Origin of the sequence: Streptomyces spectabilis (genome assembly GCF_008704795.1) — a bacterium.
Lineage (GTDB): Bacteria > Actinomycetota > Actinomycetes > Streptomycetales > Streptomycetaceae > Streptomyces > Streptomyces spectabilis.
Genome location: NZ_CP023690.1, coordinates 4,077,835 through 4,102,206 on the forward strand (window position 1 = coordinate 4,077,835; position 24,372 = coordinate 4,102,206).

The 24,372-nt window shown below is 74.8% G+C and carries 21 protein-coding genes and 1 pseudogene; 16 read left to right on the forward strand and 6 right to left on the reverse strand.

Features of this window, described 5'->3' with window-relative positions:
* The first annotated feature begins 2 nt into the window (after positions 1-2).
* From CP982_RS42530 to CP982_RS17680, 9 genes and pseudogenes are all read left to right on the forward strand, one after another.
* Positions 3-359 carry a hypothetical protein gene (locus CP982_RS42530; protein ID WP_245004348.1) on the forward strand — a complete coding sequence of 119 codons (357 nt, stop codon included), beginning with the start codon at positions 3-5 and terminating at the stop codon, positions 357-359.
* 303 nt (positions 360-662) lie between these two features.
* Positions 663-944, forward strand: a complete 282-nt coding sequence (locus CP982_RS17650; protein WP_030687439.1) for a hypothetical protein — start codon at positions 663-665, stop codon at positions 942-944.
* Positions 945-1,038: 94 nt separating this feature from the next.
* Positions 1,039-1,632, forward strand: a complete 594-nt coding sequence (locus CP982_RS17655) for a stage II sporulation protein M (RefSeq protein ID WP_150511422.1) — start codon at positions 1,039-1,041, stop codon at positions 1,630-1,632.
* 118 nt (positions 1,633-1,750) lie between these two features.
* The gene (locus tag CP982_RS17660; protein WP_150511423.1) at positions 1,751-2,443 is read left to right on the forward strand and encodes a hypothetical protein; all 693 of its coding nucleotides are present in this window, start codon (positions 1,751-1,753) and stop codon (positions 2,441-2,443) included.
* A 16-nt stretch (positions 2,444-2,459) separates the two neighbouring features.
* A complete protein-coding gene (locus CP982_RS17665) occupies positions 2,460-2,978 on the forward strand; it encodes a hypothetical protein (RefSeq protein WP_150511424.1) in 519 nt (172 codons plus the stop codon).
* Entirely contained in the window at positions 2,975-4,672 is a 1,698-nt protein-coding gene (locus tag CP982_RS41780) for a hypothetical protein (RefSeq protein WP_170316448.1), read from the forward strand. The genes CP982_RS17665 and CP982_RS41780 overlap by 4 nt, the downstream gene beginning before the upstream one ends.
* Positions 4,673-4,740: 68 nt before the next feature.
* Positions 4,741-5,280 (forward strand): annotated as a pseudogene (locus CP982_RS41785) (ATP-binding cassette domain-containing protein); the annotation flags it as partial.
* Positions 5,277-6,236 (forward strand): ABC transporter ATP-binding protein, encoded by a 960-nt coding sequence (locus CP982_RS17675; protein ID WP_150511426.1) that lies wholly within the window; start codon positions 5,277-5,279, stop codon positions 6,234-6,236. The pseudogene CP982_RS41785 and the gene CP982_RS17675, both read left to right, overlap by 4 nt.
* Complete coding sequence (locus tag CP982_RS17680; RefSeq protein ID WP_150511427.1) at positions 6,229-6,978, forward strand: ABC transporter permease; 750 nt, start codon at positions 6,229-6,231, stop codon at positions 6,976-6,978. Before CP982_RS17675 ends, CP982_RS17680 begins: the two co-directional genes overlap by 8 nt.
* Before the next feature lie 45 nt (positions 6,979-7,023).
* Here CP982_RS17680 and CP982_RS17685 read toward each other — a convergent pair whose 3' ends face one another.
* Positions 7,024-9,138, reverse strand: a complete 2,115-nt coding sequence (locus CP982_RS17685; RefSeq protein ID WP_150511428.1) for a bifunctional glycosyltransferase/CDP-glycerol:glycerophosphate glycerophosphotransferase — start codon at positions 9,136-9,138, stop codon at positions 7,024-7,026.
* 111 nt (positions 9,139-9,249) lie between these two features.
* On the opposite strand from CP982_RS17685, the gene CP982_RS17690 reads away from it, so the two are divergent.
* Both CP982_RS17690 and CP982_RS17695 read left to right on the forward strand, forming a co-directional pair.
* The gene (locus CP982_RS17690) at positions 9,250-12,756 is read left to right on the forward strand and encodes a bifunctional glycosyltransferase/CDP-glycerol:glycerophosphate glycerophosphotransferase (protein WP_184925516.1); all 3,507 of its coding nucleotides are present in this window, start codon (positions 9,250-9,252) and stop codon (positions 12,754-12,756) included.
* Positions 12,753-14,294: a hypothetical protein gene (locus CP982_RS17695; RefSeq protein WP_150511429.1), complete on the forward strand. Its 1,542-nt coding sequence runs from the start codon at positions 12,753-12,755 to the stop codon at positions 14,292-14,294. Before CP982_RS17690 ends, CP982_RS17695 begins: the two co-directional genes overlap by 4 nt.
* On the opposite strand, the gene CP982_RS17700 is transcribed toward CP982_RS17695, so the two are convergent.
* Positions 14,279-15,796: a glycosyltransferase family 39 protein gene (locus CP982_RS17700; protein WP_229879146.1), complete on the reverse strand. Its 1,518-nt coding sequence runs from the start codon at positions 15,794-15,796 to the stop codon at positions 14,279-14,281. The two genes, CP982_RS17695 and CP982_RS17700, sit on opposite strands and share 16 nt — an antisense overlap.
* 107 nt (positions 15,797-15,903) lie before the next feature.
* On the opposite strand from CP982_RS17700, the gene CP982_RS17705 reads away from it, so the two are divergent.
* From CP982_RS17705 to CP982_RS17715, 3 genes are all read left to right on the forward strand, one after another.
* Positions 15,904-17,547 (forward strand): glycosyltransferase family 2 protein, encoded by a 1,644-nt coding sequence (locus CP982_RS17705; protein ID WP_150511430.1) that lies wholly within the window; start codon positions 15,904-15,906, stop codon positions 17,545-17,547.
* A 99-nt stretch (positions 17,548-17,646) separates the two neighbouring features.
* Positions 17,647-18,630: a UDP-glucose 4-epimerase GalE gene (gene galE / locus CP982_RS17710; RefSeq protein WP_150511431.1), complete on the forward strand. Its 984-nt coding sequence runs from the start codon at positions 17,647-17,649 to the stop codon at positions 18,628-18,630.
* 159 nt (positions 18,631-18,789) lie between these two features.
* Positions 18,790-19,704: an NAD(P)-dependent oxidoreductase gene (locus CP982_RS17715; RefSeq protein ID WP_150511432.1), complete on the forward strand. Its 915-nt coding sequence runs from the start codon at positions 18,790-18,792 to the stop codon at positions 19,702-19,704.
* A gap of 3 nt (positions 19,705-19,707) precedes the next feature.
* Here the strand turns inward: CP982_RS17715 and CP982_RS17720 are convergent, their stop codons facing one another.
* The 4 genes from CP982_RS17720 to CP982_RS17730 form a co-directional block, all read right to left on the reverse strand.
* Positions 19,708-20,352: a response regulator transcription factor gene (locus CP982_RS17720; RefSeq protein ID WP_150511433.1), complete on the reverse strand. Its 645-nt coding sequence runs from the start codon at positions 20,350-20,352 to the stop codon at positions 19,708-19,710.
* Entirely contained in the window at positions 20,340-21,509 is a 1,170-nt protein-coding gene (locus CP982_RS17725) for a sensor histidine kinase (RefSeq protein ID WP_150511434.1), read from the reverse strand. Before CP982_RS17725 ends, CP982_RS17720 begins: the two co-directional genes overlap by 13 nt.
* 10 nt (positions 21,510-21,519) lie before the next feature.
* Entirely contained in the window at positions 21,520-21,684 is a 165-nt protein-coding gene (locus tag CP982_RS41790; RefSeq protein WP_170316450.1) for a hypothetical protein, read from the reverse strand.
* A 143-nt stretch (positions 21,685-21,827) separates the two neighbouring features.
* Positions 21,828-22,460 carry a TetR/AcrR family transcriptional regulator gene (locus CP982_RS17730; protein ID WP_150511435.1) on the reverse strand — a complete coding sequence of 211 codons (633 nt, stop codon included), beginning with the start codon at positions 22,458-22,460 and terminating at the stop codon, positions 21,828-21,830.
* A 150-nt stretch (positions 22,461-22,610) separates the two neighbouring features.
* Here CP982_RS17730 and CP982_RS17735 point away from each other — a divergent pair, with 150 nt between their 5' ends.
* Both CP982_RS17735 and CP982_RS17740 read left to right on the forward strand, forming a co-directional pair.
* Complete coding sequence (locus CP982_RS17735; RefSeq protein ID WP_150511436.1) at positions 22,611-23,519, forward strand: ABC transporter permease; 909 nt, start codon at positions 22,611-22,613, stop codon at positions 23,517-23,519.
* Entirely contained in the window at positions 23,506-24,285 is a 780-nt protein-coding gene (locus CP982_RS17740) for an ABC transporter ATP-binding protein (RefSeq protein ID WP_150511437.1), read from the forward strand. Before CP982_RS17735 ends, CP982_RS17740 begins: the two co-directional genes overlap by 14 nt.
* Positions 24,286-24,372: the final 87 nt, after the last annotated feature.

Sequence of the window (24,372 nt, forward strand, 5' to 3'; positions counted from 1 at the left end):
GCGTGGGCGAGGGCGCGGACGTCGGCGTCCTCCGGGAGGTAGCCCGAGACCCCCGGGGCACGCCCACGACGGTGGGCCGGGTGACGGCGGCCTCGCCGAGCAACGCGACGGGGACGCGGGGCGGTTCGCTGCCCCTGACCGCGTCGAGCAGCCGGTCGATGCCGGGCAGGGAGCGCGACGCCAGGACGACCGAGTCCGGCCTCGACCGCACCCGCGCGAGCACTCCGTCGACGTCTCCGTATGAGGTGACCGTGAACTCCCCGGCGTCCGCGAGGGACTGCGCGAGCCCCCTGCGGATCAAGGGGTGGTGGTGCGCGACCGTCACGTTCAGCATGGGCTCCCCCGAGCGATCCATTTAGTCAAGAAGTCGTCAATATGTGGTCGGGCTTCAACCTACCCCAGCGGCGCCGCGTTGACGTTCGGCGATGCGCTCGTATGAGCCCGCGGACAACTCCTAGGCGTATGTCCGGATTTAACACCCCTACGCATCGGTAACTGCCGAACGGCCCCGTCAACAGGCAGTAGGTCGCTCCGGGGAACCCGCACAAGATCGTTACCGGGTCCGGCGCTCTCGCCGGCCCGGAACCGGACGTGCCCGCCCCGCGCCAATCGGGGCGGGCACGCGTCCGATCGTAATGAATCGATCCAAAGGAACACGCGACATGAACCGCTCGGCCACCCGCCGTCCCCTGACCACCGCCGCCGTCGCCGCCACCGTCTTCGGCGCCTTCATGGTGGCCGCCACGGCCACCCCGTTCTTCCTGAAGAACGTGCTCAACATGAGCAAGGACTCCGCCTCGGTCGTCTACCAGTCGATCATGACGGGCATGGACGTCGCCTCGGCGATCGGCCTGGTCTCCGGCGGCCTGGCCGTCGGCTCCGTGATCATCTGGGGCGTCAAGCAGGCCATCAAGAAGGGCGGCAAGAAGGCCGTCATCGCCTAAGTCCCAAGGCAGCGCATCCGGCCGGGACCTCGCAGGCGCGGGGTCCCGGCGGGACCGACCGACGGCACCACACGACGCGGAGAGGCGGGGGCGGATGGATACGACGACCGGGCCGATCGCCCGGCCCGCGGCCATGGGCGGATGGAAGTCCGCGCTTGCGGGGCTCTTCCGGCGGCAGTGGCCCGCCGTGGTCAGCGGCGCCCTCCTGTGGCTCGCCGCGTTCGGCGCGGGCTGGTGGTTCGCGCCCGCGGACCCGACCGGGGTGAGCCGTGCCCCCAAGCAGGCCGACTGGGGCCTGTTCGCGGAGATCCTCGCGCGGAACGTCGGCGTCTCCGCGGCCCTCTTCCTCGGCGTCGCCACGCTCGGCGTGATGACGATCCCGCTCACGCTCCTGACCGGCACGCTCGCCGGTTACTACTGGGGCCAGGGCAGCGCCGTCCTCGGCACGCGGGGCGTCGTACGGCACCTGCTGCCGCACATGCCGCTCGAACTGGCCTGCCTCGCGCTCGCCGCGGCGGCCGGTCTCGTACCCCTGGTGACGTGGGCGCGCGCCGGACTCGGACGGCGGCCCGCGGGTGAGCTGACCGCGCGGGGCCGGTTCGGCTTCCAGGACGCGTGCCTGCTGTGGGGCGTGTCCCTTGCGGGCCTGACGGTGGCGGCGGCGGTGGAGACATGGGTGAGCACATGACGGCGGGGGCGCCTGGAGCAACTGGGATCACTAGAGCTACTGGGGCTACTGGGACTACTGGAGGTCCGTGGCCATCGGTGCGATTTGCGAGACGGACGGTACGACGGGGATGGGTGGCATGACCGAGACGAGCGGCAGCACCAGGGCGACCGGTACGGCGGGCCTTCCCGCCTACGAGGACGACGCCCCAGGAGCGCCCGACGCACCCGGCACACCCGAAGCACCCGACGGCGGCGCGGGCTTCGGGCAGCGGCTCGTGACCCGGCGCGGGCACGCCCTGGGCGTGAGTGCGCTGGTCGTCGCCACGGCCGCGTTCAGCGTGCCGCTGTGGGGCGAGATCCACGACCGGGTCGTGGAGCGCCTCGACACCGCGTCCGAGGGCGCCGTCGGCATCGGCACCAGCATCGCCTGGTGCACCAGCCTGCTCGCCAACGTCCTGACGCTCGGCCTGCTCGGCGTCCTCGTGGGCGCCCTCGGCGCGGTCGCCACGCGGCACCTGCCGCTGCCCGGCGCCCTGAACACCGCGACCGAGCCCGGCGACTTCACCCGGCCGCGGCGGGCGTTCACGCTCGGCTGGGTCGCCTTCGTCCTCGCCAAGCTCACCGTCTGGACCGCGGCGGGCCTCGCGCTCGGCCACGACGTCTCACGGGCCGTGCCCACGGTGACGCACCTCGACGCCTATCTGCCCCTGCTGCCCTGCGCGCTGCTGCTCGCGGCCCGCGCCGCCGGGTCCGCGTGGCCGCGCGCCGCCGCGACCGCCGCCGCGGTCACCGCCGTCTACGCCACCGCGCTCTGGCTGCTCCCCTCCTGAACCGCTCCGGAGAACCATGTTGCACCGCCTCTTCTTCGCCACCCTGGGAAACCCCCGGCTCCTCCAGTTCGCGCTGCGCTGCTGGACCGTGGTCGTGGACGGCATCGCCCGGCCCGGGGTGCGGATCGCGGGCGGTGTGCTCGCGGCGGCCGCCGGGGTGTGCGCGGTGGCGTACTTCGCCGCGTTCCGGGCCACGGCCGACGCGACGCGGCGGGCCGTCGAGGCCTCGGCCGACCTGAGCGGCGACCCCGACGACGTGCTGGACGTCCTCCAGCTGCTCAGCGTCGTCTGGCTGATCAGCGGCGTGGTGCTCGTCGCCGTCGGCCTGCTGGTCGCCGTGGCCCGCTGGGGCAGCGTCCTGATGATCGTCGGCGGGGTGCTGTGGTGGGCCCCGCTCGGCGTCCTCGGCCTGTATCTGCCGTCCGCGACGGCGCCCAAGCTGCTCGCCGCGGCCTTCGTCGCGCTGATCGTGCCCGCCACCGTGCTCTGCCCCGCCGAGCGGTTCGGCGGGGCCCGCGCCGGTGGGACGGCATGACGGCCCGCCCTGGCGGCAGCTGGCCGCGCACCGTCTTCGCCCTGTGGCTCGCCGACACCCGGCGGCGGCTCAACCTCCTCGCCGGTACGGGCCCCGCGGCGCGGCGCCGCCGCGGCGCCGCGCGCGTCGTCGTCTGCGCGGGCGCGGCCGCGGTGCTCGGCACCCTGGTCGTGCTCGGCCGCACCCTCGGCGTCCTGGCGCCGCCGGGCCCCGGACTCCGTACGGACCTGGCCACGTGGACCTGGACGCCCGTGGCCCTGTGGTTCCTCTTCCAGCTCTTCAGCGCGGAACCGGCGAAGGCCCGCGCCCTGGTGAGCCCGCCCGACGCGAGCGTGCTGCGGACGCTGCCGGTGTCCCGCGCGCAGCTCGTGACCGCCCGGCTCGTCGTCCCGGCGGCCGGGACCGCGCTCGGCCTGCTCACCGCCGCGGCCGCGGTCGCCGTGCCGTGGCTCGCGGCCGGGCCCGAGGGGCACGACGCCCTGCCGGTCCTCGCCGTGCACGCAGTGGGCGCGGCGGTGACCGGGGTCGCCCTGCGCACGGCCCTGGTGACGGCGCTCATGGTGCGCGTGGTGCGCGTGCCGCAGCTGCCGCGCCTGGCCGTCGCCCTGGTGGGCGGGGGCCTGGTCGGCGTCGTGGCCGCGCCGTTCGTGCGCGCGCTCGGGGGCGGCTCCGGGCCGACCGAACAGGACGTGGCCCGCCTCCTGGGCGACGCCGTGACGGCCTCGCGCCCCCGGCTGTGGACGGAGCTGCACGAGCCGGGCGCCCTGGTCGTGGCCGCCGCCGGATACGCCGCGCTCACCCTGCTCCTCGCCGTCTTCGCCGTGCTGCGGGTGCGGGCCACGGTCCGCCGCGACGCGCACGCGGGCCCGGCCGCCCGCGCGGCGACCGGCTCCACCGGGGTCTGGCCCGCGTCGCCGTACCGCGCGGTGTGGCGTGTGACCCGCCTTCGCCTGCTGCGCGGGCACCCGGAGACCGTCGGCGGCCTGCTGCGGCTCCAGCGGTGCGGCGTGTTCGCCGGGGCGGTCTGCGCGGCCGTCGTGGTGACGAACGGTCAGCCGGTGTGGCAGCTGCCCCCGGCCGCCGTCGGCGCCCTGTTCGTGGCGGTCGCGCTGATCACGACGAGCGAGGTCGTGCAGGTCTGCGGCATCGAGGCGGACCGGGAGTGCTGGGACGCGCTGCGCCAGTCGCCGCGCCCCACCGGCACCTGGGTGGCGGCGAAGGCGTGGACGGCCACCGCCGCGGTCGGCGCGGCGATCGGCCCGTTCGCCCTGGGCGCGGCCGCGCTGTGCGGGGTGCGCGGCGCGGCCGCCTGGACCCAGACCCTGCTCGCCCTCGCCGCCGTGGCCTGCGGCGCGGGCTGCGCCACGGTCCTCACCTATTTCTGCGTGCCGCGCGCCGAGGCGTTCGCCGACGGCCGGGTGACGCGGGCCCCGGCCGCGGACGTCACGGAGGGCGTGTTCGTGGCCCTGCTCACCGTGCCGGTCACGGCGGGCGCGGGGCTCTGCCAGGCCCTCGCCGAGGGCACCGCGGCCCGCCTCGCGCACGCCGTGCTGCTCGCCGCCGCGCTCGCGGGCGCCTGGGCCGCGCTGCGCGCCGTCGCCGCCCGCGACCTGGCAGGCCCCAAGGCGGCACCCGCCGCCCCGGCGGCCGCCGCCTCCCCCGTCCACCAGCAGAGAGCCGGAGCGCCGCAGTGATAGACATCGACGACCTCGTCGTCCGCCGGGGCACGGCGGACGTCCTCAGCGGTCTGAACGCCCGGGTCGCGCCGGGCGAGTCCGTCCGTGTCGCCGGGCCGAACGGCAGCGGCAAGAGCACGCTCCTGCGGGTGCTCGCCGGGCTCACCGCGCCCGACGCGGGCCGCGTCACCGTGGACGGGCGGGCGCCCGGCGACCCGGCGGTGCGGGCCCTGCGCGGCTACGTCCAGGAGCCGCCGCCGCTGTACGAGCACCTCACCGCGGCCGAGCAGCTGGGTTTCACCGCGGGGGTGTGGGGTGTACCGGCCGGTGCGCTGCGCGAGCGCGCCGCGGCCCTCGGCCTCGGCGAGCGGCTCGACGTGCTCGTCGGCGAACTCTCCCTCGGCCAGCGCAAGAAGCTCGGCTACGTCTGCTCGACCGCCCACGCGCCCCGGCTCGTGCTGCTCGACGAGCCGTTCAACGGCCTGGACGCGGCCGCCGAGTCCGCCGTGCGCGAGGACCTCGCCCGGTGGCGGTCCGAGGGCCGCACCCTCGTCGTCGTCTCGCACTCCGACACCTCGGTCGCGGGCCTGGTGGACCGCACCCTGACCCTGGAGGCCGCCGCGTGATCGAGGTGGAGAACCTGGTCAAGTCCTACGGCGGCCGGCGCGTCCTGGACGGCCTGTCGTTCACGGCCGCGCCCGGGAGCGTCACCGCGTTCCTCGGGCCCAACGGCGCGGGCAAGAGCACCACGCTGCGGATGGTCCTCGGCCTCGGCACCCCGGACGCGGGCAGCGCCCTGGTGCACGGCGTGCCGTACGCGCAGCTGCGCGACCCGCTGCACAAGGTGGGCGCGCTGCTCGACGCCTCCGCCTGCCACCCGGCGCGCAGCCCCCGCGCCCACCTCGCCTGGCTGGCGCGCACGCACCGCATCCCCGCGGCCCGCGTGGACGAGGTCCTCGGCCTGGTGGGCCTCGCCTCGGCCGCCCGCAGGCCCGTGCGCGGCTTCTCGCTCGGCATGCGCCAGCGCCTCGGCATCGCGGTGGCGCTGCTCGGCGACCCCGAGGTGCTGCTGCTCGACGAGCCCATGAACGGCCTGGACCCGGAGGGCATCCAGTGGCTGCGCAAGCTGCTGCGCGCCCTGGCCGACGAGGGCCGTACGGTCCTGGTCTCCAGCCACCTCATGCACGAGATGGCGGTCACCGCCGACCACGTCCTGGTGATCGGCCGGGGCCGGGTGCTCGCCGACGGGGACATGGCCGCGCTCCTGACGGCGGGCCCGGACGCGGTCCGCCTCGTGTCGCCGCGGCTCGACGCGCTCGCGCCCGCCCTGCGTGCCGAGGGCGCCGACGTGGCGTACGCCGACGAGCCGGACACCGCGACCGTGACCGGCCTGACCGGCGCCCGCATCGGGGACGTCGCCGCCGCGCACGGCTGGAGCGTGCACGAACTCACCCCCGTACGGCCGTCGTTGGAGGAGGCGTATCTGCGCCTTACCGCGCGCGCCGCCGAGTACCGCGCGACCGCCCCCGCGACCGCCACCAGCACGTCCGACGACTCCCGGAAGGAGGCCGCGCATGCGTGACCTGCTCGCCGCAGAGTGGATCAAGCTCCGCTCCGTGCGCTCCACCTGGACCCTGCTCGCGCTCGGCTGTGCGCTCACCGTCGCCGTGGGGCTGCTGTTCTGCGCCCTGATCGGCCCGGAGTACCGCGCCGCGGACGCCGGGCGCCGGCGCGAACTCGACCCGGTGGGGCTTCCGTTCACCGGCCTGCAGTTCGGCCAGGTGCCGCTGGTGATCCTCGCGGTCCTCGCCGTCGGCAACGAGTACGGGACCGGCATGATCCGCACCACCCTCGCCGCCGTGCCCCGGCGGGGGCTGCTGCTCGCCGCGAAGCTCGCCGTACTCGGCCTCACGGGGCTTGCCTGGGGACTCGTCACGGGGGCGCTCGCGCTGGGCTCGGGGAGCGCCGTGCTCGGCGCGGGGCTTCCCCTCGGCGGGGAGGGCCTGCGTGCCGTGGCCGGTGCGGGCGCGTATGCCGGGCTGCTCGCCGTTCTCGCCGGTGCCCTTACGTTCATGGTGCGGCGCTCTCTGACCGCGCTGGGGGTGCTCCTTCCGCTGCTGTTCGTTGTCTCCGGGGTCATGGCTACGGCGCCTCGGCTGCGGCCCCTCGCCCGGCTGCTGCCGGACCGGGCCGGGCTTCGGCTGATGCAGACCCATCAGGACGCGGGGGATCTGACTCCCTTGGCGGGTGGTGGGGTGCTGCTTTTGTGGGTTGTGCTGGCCGTTGTGGTTGCGCGGTTGGTGCTGCGTCGTCAGGAGTGTTGAGCGTCTGCGGGTTCGTTGTGGTTGCTCGCGCAGTTCCCCGCGCCCCTAAAAACAGGGCAGCTGTGCCTCGCCCAGGAAGAGGTGTCGCACCACTCGCTCCGCCGCTCCCCCGTCGTCGTACGGGCAGAAGCGGGCGCGGAAGGCCGAGCGCAGGCGGGTCGTGTCCGGGGTGTCCCAGGCGTTGTCGCGGAACAGGGCGGTGAGGTCGGCCTCCGTGGTGGCCACCGCGCCCGGTGTGTCGCCCTCGTGGCCCGACAGGAGGTCGAAGTACGTGCCGCGGGCCAGGCGGTAGGCCTGCCAGTCGGGGGCGTAGGTGACGATCGGGCGGTCCAGACAGGCGTAGTCGAACATCAGCGAGGAGTAGTCCGTCACCAGGGCGTCGGCGGCCAGGCAGAGGTCCTCCACGCGCGGGTGGCCGGTCACGTCGACGATGCCGGGGTGGGCGGCGAGGCCCGCGTCGGAGCCGTAGAAGTAGTGGGCGCGGACCAGGATCACGTACGAGGGGCCGAGCGCGGCGGCGAAGCGCTCCAGGTCGAGCCGGGGCAGGAAGCCCTTCTGGTAGTCCCGGTGCGTGGGCGCGTACAGGAGGACCGTCCGGCCGTCCTCGACGCCGAGTTCCTTGCGGACGCGGCGCACGTCGTCGTCCGTCGCCGTGAAGTACACGTCGTTGCGCGGGTAGCCGAGCTCCAGGGCGCGGTAGGACGCGGACGGGTAGACGCGCTCCCAGGTCTCGGTGGAGTGCGGGTTGGCGGAGAGGCTGAAGTCCCACTGGTCGACGTGGTCCATGAGGCGCTGGAAGCTGAGGTTGTGGGTGCTCGCCGGGTAGCGCCGCTGGTCCATGCCCATCTTCTTCAGGGGCGTGCCGTGGTGGGTCTGGAGGTAGACCTGGCCGGGGCGCTTGGTGAAGCCGCCGGGGAAGCTGGAGTTGTTGATCAGGTACGTGGCGCGGGCCATGGCCCGCCAGTAGCCGAGCGAGCCCGCGAAGACGTGGTCGACGCCGGGCGGGACCCGGTGCCGGTGGTGGTACGAGACGACGAAGACGCCCTTGACGTGCGGGGCGAGTTCGCGGGCCTTGGCGTGGATGGCGGCCGGGTTGCAGGAGACGCCGCGGTTCCAGTACGCCCCGTACACGGCGAGTTCCGGGTCGAGGCGCGCCGTGCGCAGCTCGGCGCGGTAGGCGGTGCGCTTGACGCGGGCGGCGAGCTGCTTCTTGCGCCGGGCCAGCTGGGCGCGCAGGGCGGCGCCCCGGCTCGCGGACCGCTCCAGGCGCTCGTAGGCGCGGTGCGCCCCTTCGGCCAGGGCGCGCTCCTCCGCGGACGCGGGCTCGTGGCCCGGCGGGCGGTGCGCCCCGAGCAGCCCCGAGGCGCGGCGGAAGAACTCCGGCCGGTCGCGCGGGGCGACGCGCCCGGGGTCGCCGAGGACGGCGAGCAGATGGCGTACGGCGTGCGGATAGAGCCGGGTGACGGCGTCCGGGCGGTCGTAGCCACCGGTGAACAGCTCCTCGTAGCGTTCGATCACGGTGAGGTGGCGCTCGCCGGGGGCGTTGGCGAAGCCGCCGACGCGCCGCTCCCGCCAGCGCACGCACACCCGGTCGAGCGCGGCGACGCGGTCCCCGGCCTGGAGGGTCGCCCGGTGCGCGGGCACCACGTCCTCGTAGGGGCCCGCTGAGAACGCCAGGCGCTGTCCGGTCCAGAACTCCCGGCGCACGACGCGGTTCCAGGCGGCGGGCGTCACGCCGAGCGGGTCGCCGGTCAGGTCGTCGCGTCCGGCGCGCACGTCGCCCCACCAGTTCATCCTGTCGTGCGCGAACACCAGGACGTCCGGGTCGCCCGCCCCGGTGAGCGCGGCGTCGACGGCGCCGAGCGCGCCCGGCAGGAGCAGGTCGTCGCCGTCGAGGAAGAGCAGATAGGCGCCGGTGGCGCGGGCGGCCCCGGCGTCACGGGCGGGGCCGGGGCCCCGGCTCCCGGGCAGCCGGACGAGGTGCGCGCGCGGGTCGCGGCGCGCGTACGCGGCGGCGATGTCCGCGCAGCCGTCGGGGGACGCGTCGTCGACGACGATCAGTTCGAGGTCGTCGAAGGTCTGGTCGAGCACCGAGTCAAGGCACTCCCTGAGATAGCCCTGGACGCGGTGGACGGGCACGACTACGGAGAAGCGCGACATGCGCACCGACGGTAGCCAATGCGTACGGACCGCCGAAGAACCCTCACTCGTAGGGGTGATCGACGCGGAGAAGGGCGACACGACCGGGCAAACGGGATGGATACGCCCGTAATGGACGTATTGCCCCCGTACGCCCAGGAAAGGCCGGTCGCCGTGCAGCCCCGACTCAGCGTCGTCGTACCCATCTACAACGTCGAGGAGTTCCTTGAGGAGTGCCTGGAGTCGATCGCCCGGCAGACACCGGGCCCCGAGGGCGGCACCGGCCCCGTCGGCGGTCTGGAGGTCGTCCTCGTCGACGACGGCTCCACCGACGCGAGCCCGGACATCGCGCGCGCCTTCGCCGCCCGCGACCCGCGCTTCGTCTATGTGCGCCAGCCCAACGCGGGCCTGAGCGCCGCCCGCAACACCGGCGTGCGGCACGCGAGTCCGGGCGCCACGTACCTGACGTTCGTGGACAGCGACGACGTCGTGCCGCACGGCGCGTACGCCCGCATGATCGCGAGCCTGGACGCGAGCGGCTCCGACTTCGCCACCGGAAACGTGTGGCGGCTCACCGAGCGCGGCCGCTCGCAGGCCTGGCAGTACCAGTGGCTCACCGAGCCGCGCACCCGCACCCACATCGGCCGCGACCTCGCCCTCCTCGCCGACCGCGTCGCCTGGAACAAGGTGTTCCGCAGGGACTTCTGGGACCGGCACGGCTTCGCCTTCCCCGAGGGCCGCCTGTACGAGGACACGCCGGTGATGATCCCCGCGCACTTCCTCGCCGAGGCCGTGGACGTGCTGAGCGAGCACGTCTACTACTGGCGGGTGCGCGAGGGCTCCATCACGCGGCGGCGCACCGACGTCAAGGGCGTGCGCGACCGGATCGCGGCCTGCGCGCACGTCAGCGCCTTCCTCGGCGGGCACGCGCCCGAGCTGAAGGCGACGTACGACGCGTCCTGTCTGCGCGACGACTTCGTGTACTTCCTGGAGGGCCTGCCGATGGGCGGGCCCGAGTACCGCGCGGCGTTCCTCGACGGCACCGCGGAGTTCCTGGCCGCCGCGGAGCCGGAGCTCACCCGGCGGCTGCCCGTGGACCTGCGGGCGAAGTGGCAGCTGGTGCGCGAGCGGCGCACCGACGAGCTGATCGAGCTGCTCGCCCGCGAACGGCGCGGCGGCAAGGGCGCGTTCACGGTGCGCGGCGCCCGCCGCCGGCACGCCGCGTTCCCCGGCGTCGGCGCCCTTCCGCGGGAGCTGACCCGGCTCGGCCGCGGCGAACTGCCCGTCGTGGCCCGGCTGCGCGAGGCCTCCTGGGACGCCGAGGGGAAGCTGCGCGTCAGCGGCTACGCGTACGTGCGCAACCTCCCCGCCGACCGCCCCGCGAGAAGCGTGAAGACCGGGCTCCTCAAGTCCGCCCACAGCAAGGGCAGGTTCCGCCGCGTGCCCACCCGCACCGTCGCCATGCCCGAGGCCACCGAGGCCTCGCGGCAGCAGCTGCACAGCTACGACCTGTCCGGCTTCGAGATGACCGTCGACCCCGAGCGGCTGAGGACCGGCGGCCGCTGGCGCCCCGGGAACTGGCTGTTCGGCGTGGTCCTCGCGGGCCACGGCACGGTGCGGCGCGCGGCCGTGCGCGCCCAGGACGGCGCGAGCGCCCAGTCCCTGGTCCGCGACCTCGACGACGGGCTCCGGCTCACGGCAGGGTTCAGCAAGGGGCGGCTCGTCCTGCGGATCCAGGAGTACGCCGCGCGCGTGGACGCCCACCGCCTCGACGGCGGCGACGTCGTGCTCACCGGCACGCTCACCGGGCCCGCACGGCCGCGGACCCTGCGCCTCACCAACGGCGGGGCCGAGTTCAGCTACCCGGTGACGGTCGGCGGCGACCGCTTCGACGCCCGGATCCGCCTCGCGGACCTGGAGGACGTGCCGCCCGCGCCGCACCACGCGCCCGCCCAGGTCGAGCCCCCGCACGGCGACCGCTGGCAGGCCCGCCTCGTGCTGCCCGACGGCAAGCAGGTGCAGGTCGCCGCCGCCCTCGGCCTCGCGCCCGGCCGGTACGCGTCCCGGCCGGGGCGCGAGCTGTGCGCCACCGCCGACGACCAGGGCCGCCTCGTGGTCGAACTCACCCGGCAGCCCGTCGCGGACCACGTGGCCTGGACGGACGACGGCGGCCTCACCGTGGAGGGCACGGCCACGCCCGCGAGCTGGCCCACGGCCGAACTCGTGCTGCGCCACAGCGGCCGCGACGACGAGGTGACCGTGCCGGTGGAGCGCGTCGGCGGCCGCTTCCGCGCGACCCTCGCACCCGGCGGCGGCCTGCTGCGGCAGGGCCGCTGGTACGCCTTCCTGCGGGAGGCGGGCCACAGCGGTCCCGGCGTGCCGGTGCGGGTCCTGGCCTCCCTCGGCGCGGCCCTGCCGGACCACCGCACCCTTCAGGGCCGGGAGTTCACCGTCGACCGGCGCTTCGGCGACCGGCTCCTGATCGAGTCGGGCTCCGTGCTCGCGCGCACCGAGCGCGGCGCGTACCGGCGTCACCGGCTGCGCACCGAGCACTACCCGCGCGAGCGCGCCAAGTCCCTGCGCGACGCGGTCCTGTACTTCGACGGCGACTCGCCGCGCGCCGTCCACGACGAACTCGTGCGGCGCGGCGCCGACGTCGAGCACCTGTGGGTCACGCACGACCAGCAGACGCCGGTGCCGCCCGGCGCGCGCGGCGTGGAGGAGCACAGCGCCGCCTGGTACGAGGCCCTGGCCCGCTGCCGCCGCGTCGTCACCGCGGGCCACCTGCCGGACTTCTTCGAGCGGCGCGCGGGCCAGACCGTCGTGCAGACCTGGCACGGCGCCCCCCTCAAGCGCGTCGGCACCGATCTGACCGACACGCTGTACGCCGACCACGGCCACCTCGACGCCCTGCCGCACCTGGCCCGGCAGTGGAACGTCCTGGTCTCCCCCAACCGCTTCGCCACCGGGCACCTGGGCCGCGCCCTCGCCTACGACGGTGAGGTCCTTGAGGCCGGGTCCCCGCGCAACGACGTGCTGTTCGCCGCCGACCGCGCCAAGGTCGCCGAGCGCGTGCGGCGCGACCTCGGCCTCGCCCCGGACAAGCGGGTCGTCCTGTACGCGCCGACGTACCGCGACCACCTCGCCGCCGCGCCCGGCCGCTTCCGCTACGAGGCCGCCCTCGACTTCCGCGCCGCCGAGCGCGCCCTCGGCGACGACCACGTCCTGCTCGTCCGCAAGCACCCGCTCACCTCGGGCCGCCTGCCCGGCGCCCGCGCCCCCTTCGTCCGCGACGTCAGCGCCCACCCCCGCGCCGCCGAACTCCTGCTCGTCGCCGACGTCCTGGTCACCGACTACTCGTCCCTGATGTTCGACTTCGCGCACACCGGCCGCCCGATGCTGTTCCACGCCTACGACCTGGAGCACTACCGCGACACCGTGCGCGGCTTCTACCTCGACTTCGAGACCCGCGCGCCGGGACCGCTGCTCGCCTCCACCGCCGACGTCGTGGCCGCCCTGCGCGACCTCGACGCGGTCACCGCCCGGCACGCCCCGGCCTACGCGTCCTTCCGCGAGGAGTACTGCGACCTCGACGACGGCCGGGCGGCGGCCCGCGTCGCGGAGAGGCTCATGCGGTGACCGCGCTCCTGACCCGGCGCGCCCCGGCGGGCGCCACCGCGTCCGGCGCCGGGCGGCTGTGGCGGCCGACGCCGTTCCTGGTCCTCGGCGGCCTGTTCTGGCTCGGCATGACGCTCGCGTACTGGCGCGTCCCGATGTGCTGCGACTTCGGCCAGCACGCGGCGGTCGTCGAACGCCTCAAGGCCGACCTGCTCCACCCCGCCCACCCGATGGCGGACCTGCCGGGCGACGGCAGCGCCTACTACTCGCCGTACGCCGTCGCCCAGGCCCTGCTCGCCAAGGCCACGGGCCTCGCGGGCTGGGAGGTGGTCAAGCTCTCCGGGCCGCTCAACCTGCTCGTCCTGCTCACCGGCCTGAACCGCTTCGTCCGCGCCCTGACCCCCCGCCCCTGGGCGCCGGTCCTGGCCCTTGCCGCGATGGTCCTGCTGTGGGGCACCCGCATGGCCTGGTGGAGCGGCTACCTGGGCCTGATGTCGATGACGGGCAACCTCGGCTACCCGTCGACCTTCGCCATCGGCCTGGCCTTCTGGGCCTGGTCCTGGGCAGCCACGGGCCCGAAGTCGCTCTGGGGGTACGGGGGTCTGGGCGCGCTGTGCGGCCTGATTCTGCTCATTCACCCGATCTCATCGGTGGCGGCGCTGATCGGGGTAGCAGCGTTCGCCGTCAGCGGCGGTCAGCCGAGTACTCGCTGCGCCCACCGAGCAACTGTGCACTGGGCCCTGGCCGCCACGACAGCCGTGGCAGTAGCGACAACCTGGCCCTACTTCAACCCGTTCACCCTGGTCGGAGACCAAAGCGTCGACGCCATCCACCGACAGCTCTACACAGAGATGCCCCAGCGCTTCTGGCTCGCGGCGGCCCTGGGACTCCCCGCCCTCGGGGCCCGGTGGCGCCGCGACCGCAGGGACCCCCTCGTCCTGATGTTCGCCCTGGACTGCGCGGTCGTCGCCTACGGCTGGCTCAGCGGCCACTACACGTACGGCCGCATCCTCGGCCTGACCCTGGTCCCCCTCCAGTTCGCCCTGGCGATCGAGCTGGCGGCCCCCCGCCCGTGGGGGACGCGCCGCGCCGCGCTCGCGGGGGCGGCCGCGCTCGGGGCGGCCGTCGGGTTCTGCCAGGTCCAGGCGGGCGCGGTGGTGCCCCGCGCCCTAGACCCGGTCGGCTTCGACCAGCCGCCGCGCTGGCCCGGCTACGCCTGGGCGACGGACCGGATCCGTCCCGGCGACGTGGTGCTCACCGACGGCTACCGGCCCACGCGTTCACTCCCGGCCTTCGGCGCCGACCTGGTCGCGCCCGCCTGGCCGGACACCTCGCTCGCCGAGGAGGCGCGGCAGCGGCGCCTGCGCGCCGTGCGGGCGTACCTCGCGCCGGAGTCGACGCGCGCGGAGCGCGCCGCGATCGTCCGCCGCTACGACGTGCGCTGGCTGCTGCTCGACCCGGCGCAGCGGGTGCCGCCGGAGGCGGTGGTGGTGGCGTGGGGGCCGCGTACGGGAGAGGTCCTGGCCCGGGTCGGCGGAGCGGGTCAGCGGCGGACGTAGAGCCGCAGCGCCCCGCCCACCGTGACGTGCTCGGCGCGCCGGGTGAACTCCCGGCGCAGCACGGCGAGCTTGACGCCCTCCGTGGAACCCCGGTCACCGGCCGCGCCGCGCAGCGGGCCCGCCTCGGAGAGCACCCAGAGGCGGTCCACGCCCGCGAGCCTGCGGCGCAGTTCGGCGGGGTCGGCCTCGCGGCCGTAGAGCGTGCCGGACGCGGCCCCCGACGTCCGCAGGGCTACGTCCCGTACGCCGTGGAAGGCGTCGGGGTAGGTGAGCGGCACGCGGCGGGCGATGAGCGGCAGGTACAGGACCGGGTCGCCGGGGCGCAGTTCGCGGGCGGCGACGGCGGCGAGCGCCGCGTGGTCCTCGCCGCGCCCGGCGGCCCGGTCGCCCCGGTGCAGGGGGAACTGCCACCAGAAGACGCAGCCGACGGCGAGCGCCCCGGCGGCGGCCACCGCGCCGCGCCCGCGCCCCACGGGGAGCGCCCGCACCACCCGGTCCGCGCCCGTCGCCACCAGCAACGGCCCGCCCGCGAGCGCGAACAGCACGTACCGCGCGTGGTACAGCGGCCACTGCTGCGAGACCGTGAGCAGTGCGGCGGGCGGCACGACGAGCAGCGGGAGCGCCACCGCCTGGAGACAGAGCCCGGCGCGGCGGCGCGTCCAGGGCCCGCACAGGGCGAGCGCGGCGAGGGCGAGTTCGGCGGCGAGGACCGCGAGCGTGGGCCCGGTGAACTCCCGCAGGAGCCGCACCGCCGCCGTGCCGTCCGGCGGCCGCAGCCAGCCGACCTGCGCCGCCTGCCGGTGCGAGACGAGGGCGAGCGGCACGAGGGGCAGCGCGGCCAGCCCCGCCGCAGCCGCCCAGGCCCGCCACACGCGGGGCGCCGCGCGGCCGAGCAGCAGGGTCACGGCGTGCGCGGCGAGCAGCAGCGCGGCGAGTTCGTGCAGCAGCGCGGTGGCGGCGGCCGCGGCGGCGTACGCGCACCACGGGCCCGGCCGCGCGGGCCGTTCGACGGCCCGGACGAGCAGCAGCGTGGCCAGGGCGGCCCCGGCGGCGACGAGCGCGTACGACCTGCCCTGCTGCGCGTACTGCCCGGCGAGCGGCGTCACCGCGTACAGGAGCCCCGCCCACAGGCCGACGCGCGGGCGCGTGAGGCGCGCCCCGACGGCGGCGACGAGCCCGGCGGTGGCGGCCGCCGCGAGCACCGACGGCAGCCGGAGCGCGACCTCGCCCGCACCGGCAGGGAGCACGGTGTGCATGAGCAGGTAGTACAGGCCGTGCACGGCGTCCACGGTGCGCAGCAGCCGCCAGATCTCGGGCAGCGAGCGGCGCGCCACCTGGAGCGTGACGCCCTCGTCGCGCCAGACGTTGCCGCGCTCGACGCCCCACAGGCCGACGGCGAGCATGACGAGGGCGGGCACGAGGACGACGACCGCCCCTCGCACCTGCCCCGCCTGCCCTGCCTGCTGGAATCGCTTGGCCCACTTGACCCACTTGACCTGCACGAAGAAGAGCTTTGCTCGGATCTGCCCGGTATTAACCGCACATGCCGCAGACGACCCATCACGGGCCCTTAATCGGATAATTCCTGGCAACCTCTAACATTTCCCTTGTGGAACGGAATTCACCTCAGCCGCAGCCGTCGGCCCCGTGCGTCACCGTCGTCGTGATCGGCTACAACGACGCCCCGCACCTGGCGGACGCGGTGCGCTCCGCGCTCGCCCAGGGCCCCGCCGTCCGGGAGGTGATCGCCGTCGACGACTGCTCGACCGACGACAGCCTCGCGGTCCTGCACGACCTCGCCGGGACCGAGCCGCTCCTGAAGGTCCTGCGCCGCCCGGCCAACAGCGGCGGCTGCGGCGCCCCGCGCAACGACGGGATCGACGCCGCGACCGGGGACTACGTGATGTTCCTCGACAGCGACGACGTGCTGCCGCCGGGCGCGGCCGAGGCCCTGCTCACCGCCGCCGAGCGGCACGGCGCCGAGGTCGCGTCCGGCCTGTGCGTACGCCGCGAGCTGCCGTCCGGGCGCGAGGTGCCCTGGCAGCCCGAGCTGTACCGCAAGCCCGCGCTCGTCGCCCGGCCCGAGCTGCGCCCGCGCCTGGTCCACGACACGCTCTGCGTCAACAAGCTCTACCGCACGGACTTCCTGCGCGAGCACGCCGTCCGCTTCCCCGAAGGGCGCTTCCTCTACGAGGACTTCGTCTTCGGCGCCCGCGTCCTGGCCGCCGCGCCGCGCATCGCGCTCGTCCCCGACCCCGTCTACGTATGGCACGTGCGGCGCTCCGCCGCCAAGCTGTCGATCTCCCTCGACCGGTCCGGGATCGCCAACTGGAAGGCCCGCGTCGGGGCCCACCGGCAGGCCGTGGACATCCTGCGCGCGTCCGGGGACAGCGGCGGCAAGGCGCTCGCGCGGGCCGCCCGCGCCAAGTTCCTCGACCACTCCCTGCGCATGTACACGCGCGAGCTGCCCGCGCGCGGCACGGCGTACCAGCGCGAATGGTGGGCGCTCACGCGCGCGTACCTGACGGAGTTCGACACCGCCGACCTGGAGGCCGCGCCCGCGCCCGGACGGGTCATCGCCCGGGTCCTGCTCGCCTCGCCGCGCCCCCGCGACCTGGCCCGGCTCCAGCAGGTGGCCGCGCGCCCGGCCCGGCTCGCCCCGCCGTACGCGCGCGCGGGCGACGCCACGCCCGTCTGGTCCGACGACCTGCCCCAGATCGCCCTCGACCACCTCCTCCACCGCCCGCTGCGGCTGCTCCCGCTCGCCGTCGACGCCGAGCTGCGCCCGCGCGCGGGCACGCTGCGGCTGCGCCTGCACGAGCTGTACGGGCGGGTGGCACAGGCCGGCCCCGCCGTGGTCGACGTGGAGCTGGTGCCCCGGGACGGCGGCCGCCCGGGCCTGCGCCGCACGGCCGCGTTCGGGCCCGGCACACCGGACGGGACCTGGGACGCGGAGGTGCGGCTCGACCTCGGCGCGCTCGACACCGGCGTCTTCGACCTGCGGGTGCGCCTGCTCTTCGACGACGGCACGACCCGCGAGACCACGGCCCGCGCGCTTCCCGGGCCCGGCCTGCTGCGCCGCACGGTGGTGCCGGACGGGCGGCGCGGCGTCCTGCTCGTCCAGCCGTACGCGACCCAGGCCGGGAACCTGGCCGTGCGGCTCGCACCGGGCGCGCTCGGCGTCGCCGGGGTCGCGCGGCGACGGCTCGGGCGCCTGCTGCGCGCTCTGCGCCCGGGACGAAACGCCCACTGACATCCCCCTCACCCCGCCTCTGCGAGACTGCACCTTCCGGGACGACCCGCGACATACGACCGACGACACGACCGACGACACGACGGGACGAGCTGACCCATGACCTGGCTGATCACCGGCGGCGCCGGCTACATCGGCGCGCACGTCGTACGCGCCATGACCGAGGCGGGCGAGCGGACGGTGGTCTACGACGACCTGTCCACCGGCATCGCCGCGCGCGTGCCCGCCGACGTGCCGCTCGTGACCGGCTCGACCCTGGACGCCGGGCCGCTCGCCCGCGCCCTGGAGGAGCACGCGGTCACCGGCGTCATCCACCTCGCGGCGAAGAAGCAGGTCGGCGAGTCCGTGGAGCAGCCCCTGCGCTACTACCGCGAGAACGTGGAAGGCCTCCGGGTCCTCCTGGAGACCATGACGGACGCGGGCGTCCCGGCCTTCGTCCTGTCGTCGTCCGCCGCCGTGTACGGCATGCCCGACGTGGACCTCGTCACCGAGGACACCCCCTGCCTGCCGATGAGCCCGTACGGCGAGACGAAGCTCGCGGGCGAGTGGCTGGCCCGCGCGACGGGCCGCGCCACCGGTCTGCGCACGGCCTGCCTGCGCTACTTCAACGTGGCGGGCGCGGCCTCCCCCGACCTGGCCGACACCGGCGTCTTCAACATCGTCCCGATGGTCTTCGAGAAGCTCACGCACGGCGAGGCCCCGCGGATCTTCGGCGCCGACTACCCCACGCCCGACGGCACCTGCGTGCGCGACTACATCCACATCAGCGACGTCGCAGAGGCCCATGTCGCCGCCGCCCGGCGCCTCACCGAGGTGCCCGCGGGCACCGATCTGACGCTCAACATCGGCCGGGGCGAGGGTGTCTCGGTGCGCGAGATGGTCGACCTCATCGCCGACGTCACCGGGTACGCCGTTCCGCCCGAGGTCACCGAGCGCCGCGCGGGCGACCCGGCGCGCGTCGTCGCCGCCGCCGACCGCATGGCGGCCGAACTCGGCTGGTCCGCCAAGCGGGACGTGCGCGAGATGGTCGAGTCGGCGTGGGCGGGCTGGCTGCGCCTGCACCCCGAGGCGGAGCGCGCGTAAGCGCCCCACCGGACGCGTAGGCGCCCCGCGGCGCCCGCGCGGGCACGCACCAAAGGGTGAGTACCGCACCGAATAGTCGGTACTTGAGGAATGCGGCGGCTGAATCCAGGCTGGGGTGAGCGATCAACACCCCCTCCCCGCCCCAGCATTGGAGCCCCCATGCCCACGCCTGCCCGCACGCCCGTGACCGTCGTCGGACTCGGGGCCATGGGCGCCGCACTCGCCTCGGCGTACCTCGCGGCCGGGCACCCCACCACCGTCTGGAACCGCAGCCCCGAGAAGGCCGCGCCCCTCGTCGAGCGGGGCGCGAGGCACGCCCCGGACATCCGCGCGGCCGTCGCCGCGAGCCCGCTGACCCTCGCCTGTCTGACGACGTACGACGCGACCCTCGCCGCCCTGGAGCCGGCCGCCGCCGAGCTCGCCGGACGCGCCCTCGTCACCCTCAACTCCGGTAGTCCGTCCGGCGCCCGCGCCATGGCCTCCTGGGCCACCGGGCACGGCGCCCGCTTCCTCGACGGCGCGGTCAAGAACGTGCCGACGGCCGTCGGCGAGCCCGAAACGCTGCTGTACTACGGCGGCGACCGGACCGTGTTCGACGAGTACGGGACGACGCTGCGGGTCCTGGGCGGCGACACCCAGTTCCTCGGCCCGGAGCCGGACCTCGCCGCCCTGTACGAGCAGGCCGTGGGCGGCACCCTGCTGCCCGCCCTGCTCGGCTTCTACCAGGGCGCGGCCCTGGTCACCGCGCGCGGCCTGAAGGCCGAGACGCTGGTGCCGCACACGAGGAAGTGGCTGGAGATGATCATCTCCGTGCTGCCGCTGCACGCCGCGGAGATCGACCGCGGCGACTACGCCGACCCGCTCTCCTCCATCGAGATCTTCCACGCGGGCATCCCGTACGACCAGGAGCTGGGCACCGAGAACGGCCTCGACGTGCGCTGGCACGAGCCGATGCACGACCTGCTGCGCCGGGCGATGGCCGAGGGCCGCGGCGACCAGAGCATCGCGGCCCTGGTGGAGCTGTTGCGCAACCCCGCCGGGACGGCGGGGGGATCCGGCCCGTCCGGCGGGTGAGCGTCAGCCCCGGTCCAGATAAGCCAGGACCGCGAGCACCCGACGGTGCCCCGAGTCCGTCGGGGGGAGGCCGAGCTTCAGGAAGACGTTGCCGATGTGTTTGCTGACGGCCCGGTCGGTGACCGCGAGCGCGGCGGCGATGGACGCGTTGTCCCGCCCCTCGGCCATGAGGTGGAGCACCTCCCGCTCCCGGGGGGTGAGGGAGTCGAGGGGATCGTCACGGCGGCGCGTGAGGAGCTCCGTGACGACTTCGGGGTCGAGCGCGGTGCCGCCCCCGGCCACCCGCTCCAGCGCGTCGAGGAACTCGTCGACCCGCCCGATCCGGTCCTTGAGGAGGTAGCCGACCCCGCCCGCGCCCCCGCCGAGCAGCTCCGCCGCGTACGTCTCCTCGACGTACTGGGAGAGGACGAGCACCGGCAGGCCCGGCAGCTCGCGGCGCGCGGCGAGGGCGGCGCGCAGCCCCTCGTCGCGGAAGCCGGGCGGCATGCGGACGTCCAGGACGGCGACGTCGGGCCGGTGTTCGAGGAGCGCGGGCAGGATCTCGGGCCCGGTGGCCGCGACGGCGGCGACCTCGTGCCCGGACGTCGAGAGCAGCAGCACGAGGCCCTCCCGCAACAGGGCGTTGTCCTCGGCGATCACCACACGCACGGCAGCTCCACTTCGACGGCGGTCGGCCCCCCGGCGGGGCTGTTCACCTCCATGATCCCGTCGAGCGCGGCGACCCGTCGCCGCATGCCGAGCAGTCCGCTGCCGGCGCCCGCCCCGTCGGCGCCCCCGCGCCCCTCGTCACGCACGACGATCCACAGGCCCGTGCGCCGCCGCGCCAGGTCCACCGAGGCACGCTCGGCACCGCTGTGCTTGGCCGCGTTGGTGAGCGCCTCGGCGACCACGAAGTACGCGGCGGCCTCGACGGCCGCCGGGGCCCGGGGTCCTGCCTCGACGCCGTCGTCCCGCACCGTCACGTCGAGCCCGCTGCCCGCGGCGAGCGCGCGCACGGCGCCGACCAGGCCCCGGTCGGTGAGGATCGGCGGGTGGATGCCGCGGACCACGTGCCGCAGTTCGGTGAGCGCCTCCTCAGCCTGGAGCTGCGCGTCGTCGAGGAGCTTGCGGGCGGCGTCGGGGTCCTTGTCGTAGGCGCGCTTCGCGAGGCCGACCCGCATGGAGAGGGAGACCAGGCGCGCCTGCGCACCGTCGTGCAGGTCCCGCTCGATGCGCCGCAGTTCGGCGCCGTGCGCGGCCACGGCGTCCGCGCGCGTGGCGGTCAGCTCCTCGACGCGCTCGGCGAGTTCGGCGGCGCGCAGCGCCTGCGGCGCGGGCATGAGCAGCGTCCGCGACCAGGCCGCGTCGAGCGCGGCGAGCCGCCCGATGAGCGGCAGTACGACGGCCTTGCGGCGCAGCAGGCCGCACCACACGCCGTCCACGAAGGCCCCGAAGACCCACAGCACGAGCATGGCGTAGAGGAGCACGAGCCCGTACGCGAAGTGCGCGACGAGCCAGCGCAGATCGCGCCAGGTGCCGGGGTCCCGGAGCGCGGCGCGCACGCGCGCGGTGAGCGTGCCGGTCAGGGGTGTGTACGCCTCGGGGATCTCGACGCCGGACCAGCGCGCGACCTGCCGCCGCTTGAACCGGGCCATCCGCCGCAGCAGCAGCACCGTCTCGGGCAGCACGCCGAGGCCGACGACGATGAGGCAGGCGACGGCCGTGAACAGCAGCACGCCGACGAACAGATAGGAGACGAGGGCGAGTCCGGCCCCCGTCAGCAGCTGCATGGAGGCGCGGTCGGCGCGCTCCAGCGTCTCTCGCATGGGCAACAGGTTACGAGTGGCGCTCACGGGCCAGGACCAGGCCGGTGATCGAGACGACGACGGCGATCCCGGTGATGACGCTGACGACGGTCTGGTGCACGCCGTCGAAGACGAGGCTGCTGACCGCGTTGACGAGCACGCCGAGGGCGAGCACGAGCCAGAGGAGGGACTTCATGGCGAGGCCTTTCGGGGCGTCCGCTGGTCGCGGAGGGCTTCCGTACGTGCTCGACTCTGCCGGTCCTCGCGGGTGCGCGGCCAGGGAGGACGCTCCCGGATCCGGGGTGCAGCCCGCTACACCCCGGGGTGGCCGCGCGGCCGCTACAGCGCCTTGAGGGCCGCCGCCGTCGCCCCCGTCAGGCGCTCCACATAGCCCTTGGGCAGCGCGCCGCGGACCACCACCGCGCGCCAGTACAGCGGGCCCGACATCAGGTCGAGGGCCAGTTCCCCGTCCAGGTCCGCGCGGAGTTCGCCGCGCGCGGCGGCCTGGGCGACGATGCCGCTCGCGACGCCGTGCTGGCCCTCGCGGAGCGCCTTCTGCAGGGCCGCCTCGATGTCGGGGTTGCGGGCCGCCTCGGCCATCAGGTCGGGGATGACCTGGGAGGCGACGGGGTGGCGCAGGGCGCGCGACGTCACCTCGTACAGCAGCCGCAGATCGCCCTCCAGGGAGCCGGTGTCGGGCGTGGGCAGGCCCTGGACCGCGATCGCGGAGACCAGGTCCAGGACGAGGTGCAGCTTGGAGCGCCAGCGGCGGTAGACGGCGGTCTTGCCGACGCCCGCGCGGCGCGCGATGCCCTCGATCGACATGCGGGCGTACCCGACGGCCGCGAGTTCCTCGAAGACGGCGGCCCGGATGGCCTCGGTCACATCCTCGCGGAGCACGGCGGCCCCGGCCGGTGCCCTGCGGCCCTGCTCACCCGGCTGCTTGTCGCTCGTCCTGTCGCGCGTCGTCATGGGGACAGCATAGAACGTGACGACGATACGGTTGCGTCCCGACGTCGGCACGCCCTACTGTCGACGTGACGACGATACGGACCCGTCCCGACGCGTACGGGTTCCGCGTGTCGTCCGCCGTCCCCGCGCCCCCGAGCGAAAGCAGCGGACGTGACCCAACTCCTGGAGAAGCCCCCCGCCCCGGCCGCCGCCCCGTCCCCGGCCGAGCTCGCCGCCCGCCACGGCCTCGCGGTCAGCGGCGCCCGCGTCCCGCTCGGCACCTATGTGCGCAGGCTGTGGCGGCGGCGCCACTTCGTCACGGCCTTCGCCACCGCCCGGCTCACCGCCCAGTACAGCCAGGCGAAGCTCGGCCAGCTCTGGCAGGTCATGACGCCGCTGCTCAACGCGGCCGTCTACTACTTCGTCTTCGGCGTCCTGATGAACACCAAGCACGACGTGCCCGACTACGTGCCGTTCCTGGTCACCGGCGTCTTCGTGTTCACCTTCACGCAGCAGTCCGCCCTCGCGGGCACACGGGCCGTCTCCGGCAACCTCGGCCTGGTGCGCGCACTGCACTTCCCCCGGGCCGCACTGCCCCTCTCGTACTGCGCCCAGCAACTCCAGCAGCTGCTCTTCTCCCTGGTCGCGCTGCTCGCGATCCTGCTGTGCTTCGGCGTGCCGCCCACCGCGTCCTGGCTCCTCGTCCCGCCCGCGCTCGCGCTCCAGTTCACCTTCAACGCCGGGCTCGCGCTCGCCCTCGCCCGGCTCGGCGCGCGGACCCCGGACGTCGCCCAGCTGATGCCGTTCGTCCTGCGGACGTGGATGTACGCGTCCGGCGTGATGTGGAGCATCGACAAGGTCCTCGCCGACCGGAACCTGCCGCACGCGGTGACCGTGCTCCTGGAGGCCAACCCGGCCGCCGTCTACATCGACCTGATGCGCTTCGCGCTCATCGACAGCTTCCACGCGAGCCAGCTGCCCGCGCACGTGTGGGCGTGGGCCGTCGGCTGGGCGCTGCTCGCCGGGGTCGGCGGATTCATCTTCTTCTGGAAGGCGGAGGACACCTATGGACGCGGCTGAGCAGCACGGACGCACCCCCACTGTGATCGCCGACGAGCTGCACATCGTGTACCGGGTGAATGGCGGGAAGACGGGCAGGGGCAGTGCGACGGCGGCGTTGAGCCGGATCATCCGGCGGGGTGAGTCGCCGGGGGTGCGGAAGGTGCACGCGGTGCGCGGGGTGAGTTTCACCGCGTACCGGGGTGAGGCGATCGGCCTTATCGGGTCGAACGGGTCGGGCAAGTCGACGCTGCTGCGGGCGATCGCGGGTCTGCTGCCCGCGGAGCGGGGCAAGGTCTACACCGACGGCCAGCCCTCTCTGCTCGGGGTGAACGCGGCGCTGATGAACGATCTGACGGGTGAGCGCAATGTGATCCTGGGCGGTCTGGCGATGGGGATGAGCCGGGAGCAGGTCAAGGAGCGCTACCAGGACATCGTGGACTTCTCGGGGATCAATGAGAAGGGCGACTTCATCACGCTGCCGATGCGGACGTACTCCTCGGGCATGGCGGCGCGGCTGCGGTTCTCCATCGCGGCGGCCAAGGACCACGACGTCCTGATGATCGACGAGGCCCTGGCCACGGGCGACCGCAAGTTCCAGAAGCGCTCCGAGGCCCGCATCCGCGAGCTGCGCAAGGAGGCGGGCACGGTCTTCCTGGTCAGCCACAACAACAAGTCGATCCGTGACACCTGCGACCGGGTCCTGTGGCTGGAGCGCGGCGAGCTGCGCATGGACGGGCCCACCGACGAGGTCATCAAGGAGTACGAGAAGTTCACCGGCAAATAGGAGCCCCCTCGCCCTCTCCCCCCTCCCCCTTTGTGCCACCAATGTCCAGATCATTACACTATGGGGCATTGAGCGACGTTAGGAGTG

Excerpts from the sequence above, each read along its gene's own strand:
- CP982_RS17650 (WP_030687439.1), top strand. The coding sequence starts at position 663 with ATGAACCGCTCGGCCACCCGCCGTCCCCTGACCACCGCCGCCGTCGCC.
- CP982_RS17655 (WP_150511422.1), top strand. The coding sequence starts at position 1,039 with ATGGATACGACGACCGGGCCGATCGCCCGGCCCGCGGCCATGGGCGGA.
- CP982_RS17660 (WP_150511423.1), top strand. The coding sequence starts at position 1,751 with ATGACCGAGACGAGCGGCAGCACCAGGGCGACCGGTACGGCGGGCCTT.
- CP982_RS17665 (WP_150511424.1), top strand. The coding sequence starts at position 2,460 with ATGTTGCACCGCCTCTTCTTCGCCACCCTGGGAAACCCCCGGCTCCTC.
- CP982_RS41780 (WP_170316448.1), top strand. The coding sequence starts at position 2,975 with ATGACGGCCCGCCCTGGCGGCAGCTGGCCGCGCACCGTCTTCGCCCTG.
- CP982_RS17680 (WP_150511427.1), top strand. The coding sequence starts at position 6,229 with ATGCGTGACCTGCTCGCCGCAGAGTGGATCAAGCTCCGCTCCGTGCGC.
- CP982_RS17685 (WP_150511428.1), bottom strand. The coding sequence starts at position 9,138 with ATGTCGCGCTTCTCCGTAGTCGTGCCCGTCCACCGCGTCCAGGGCTAT.
- CP982_RS17690 (WP_184925516.1), top strand. The coding sequence starts at position 9,250 with ATGGACGTATTGCCCCCGTACGCCCAGGAAAGGCCGGTCGCCGTGCAG.
- galE (WP_150511431.1), top strand. The coding sequence starts at position 17,647 with ATGACCTGGCTGATCACCGGCGGCGCCGGCTACATCGGCGCGCACGTC.
- CP982_RS17715 (WP_150511432.1), top strand. The coding sequence starts at position 18,790 with ATGCCCACGCCTGCCCGCACGCCCGTGACCGTCGTCGGACTCGGGGCC.
- CP982_RS17725 (WP_150511434.1), bottom strand. The coding sequence starts at position 21,509 with ATGCGAGAGACGCTGGAGCGCGCCGACCGCGCCTCCATGCAGCTGCTG.
- CP982_RS41790 (WP_170316450.1), bottom strand. The coding sequence starts at position 21,684 with ATGAAGTCCCTCCTCTGGCTCGTGCTCGCCCTCGGCGTGCTCGTCAAC.
- CP982_RS17730 (WP_150511435.1), bottom strand. The coding sequence starts at position 22,460 with ATGACGACGCGCGACAGGACGAGCGACAAGCAGCCGGGTGAGCAGGGC.
- CP982_RS17740 (WP_150511437.1), top strand. The coding sequence starts at position 23,506 with ATGGACGCGGCTGAGCAGCACGGACGCACCCCCACTGTGATCGCCGAC.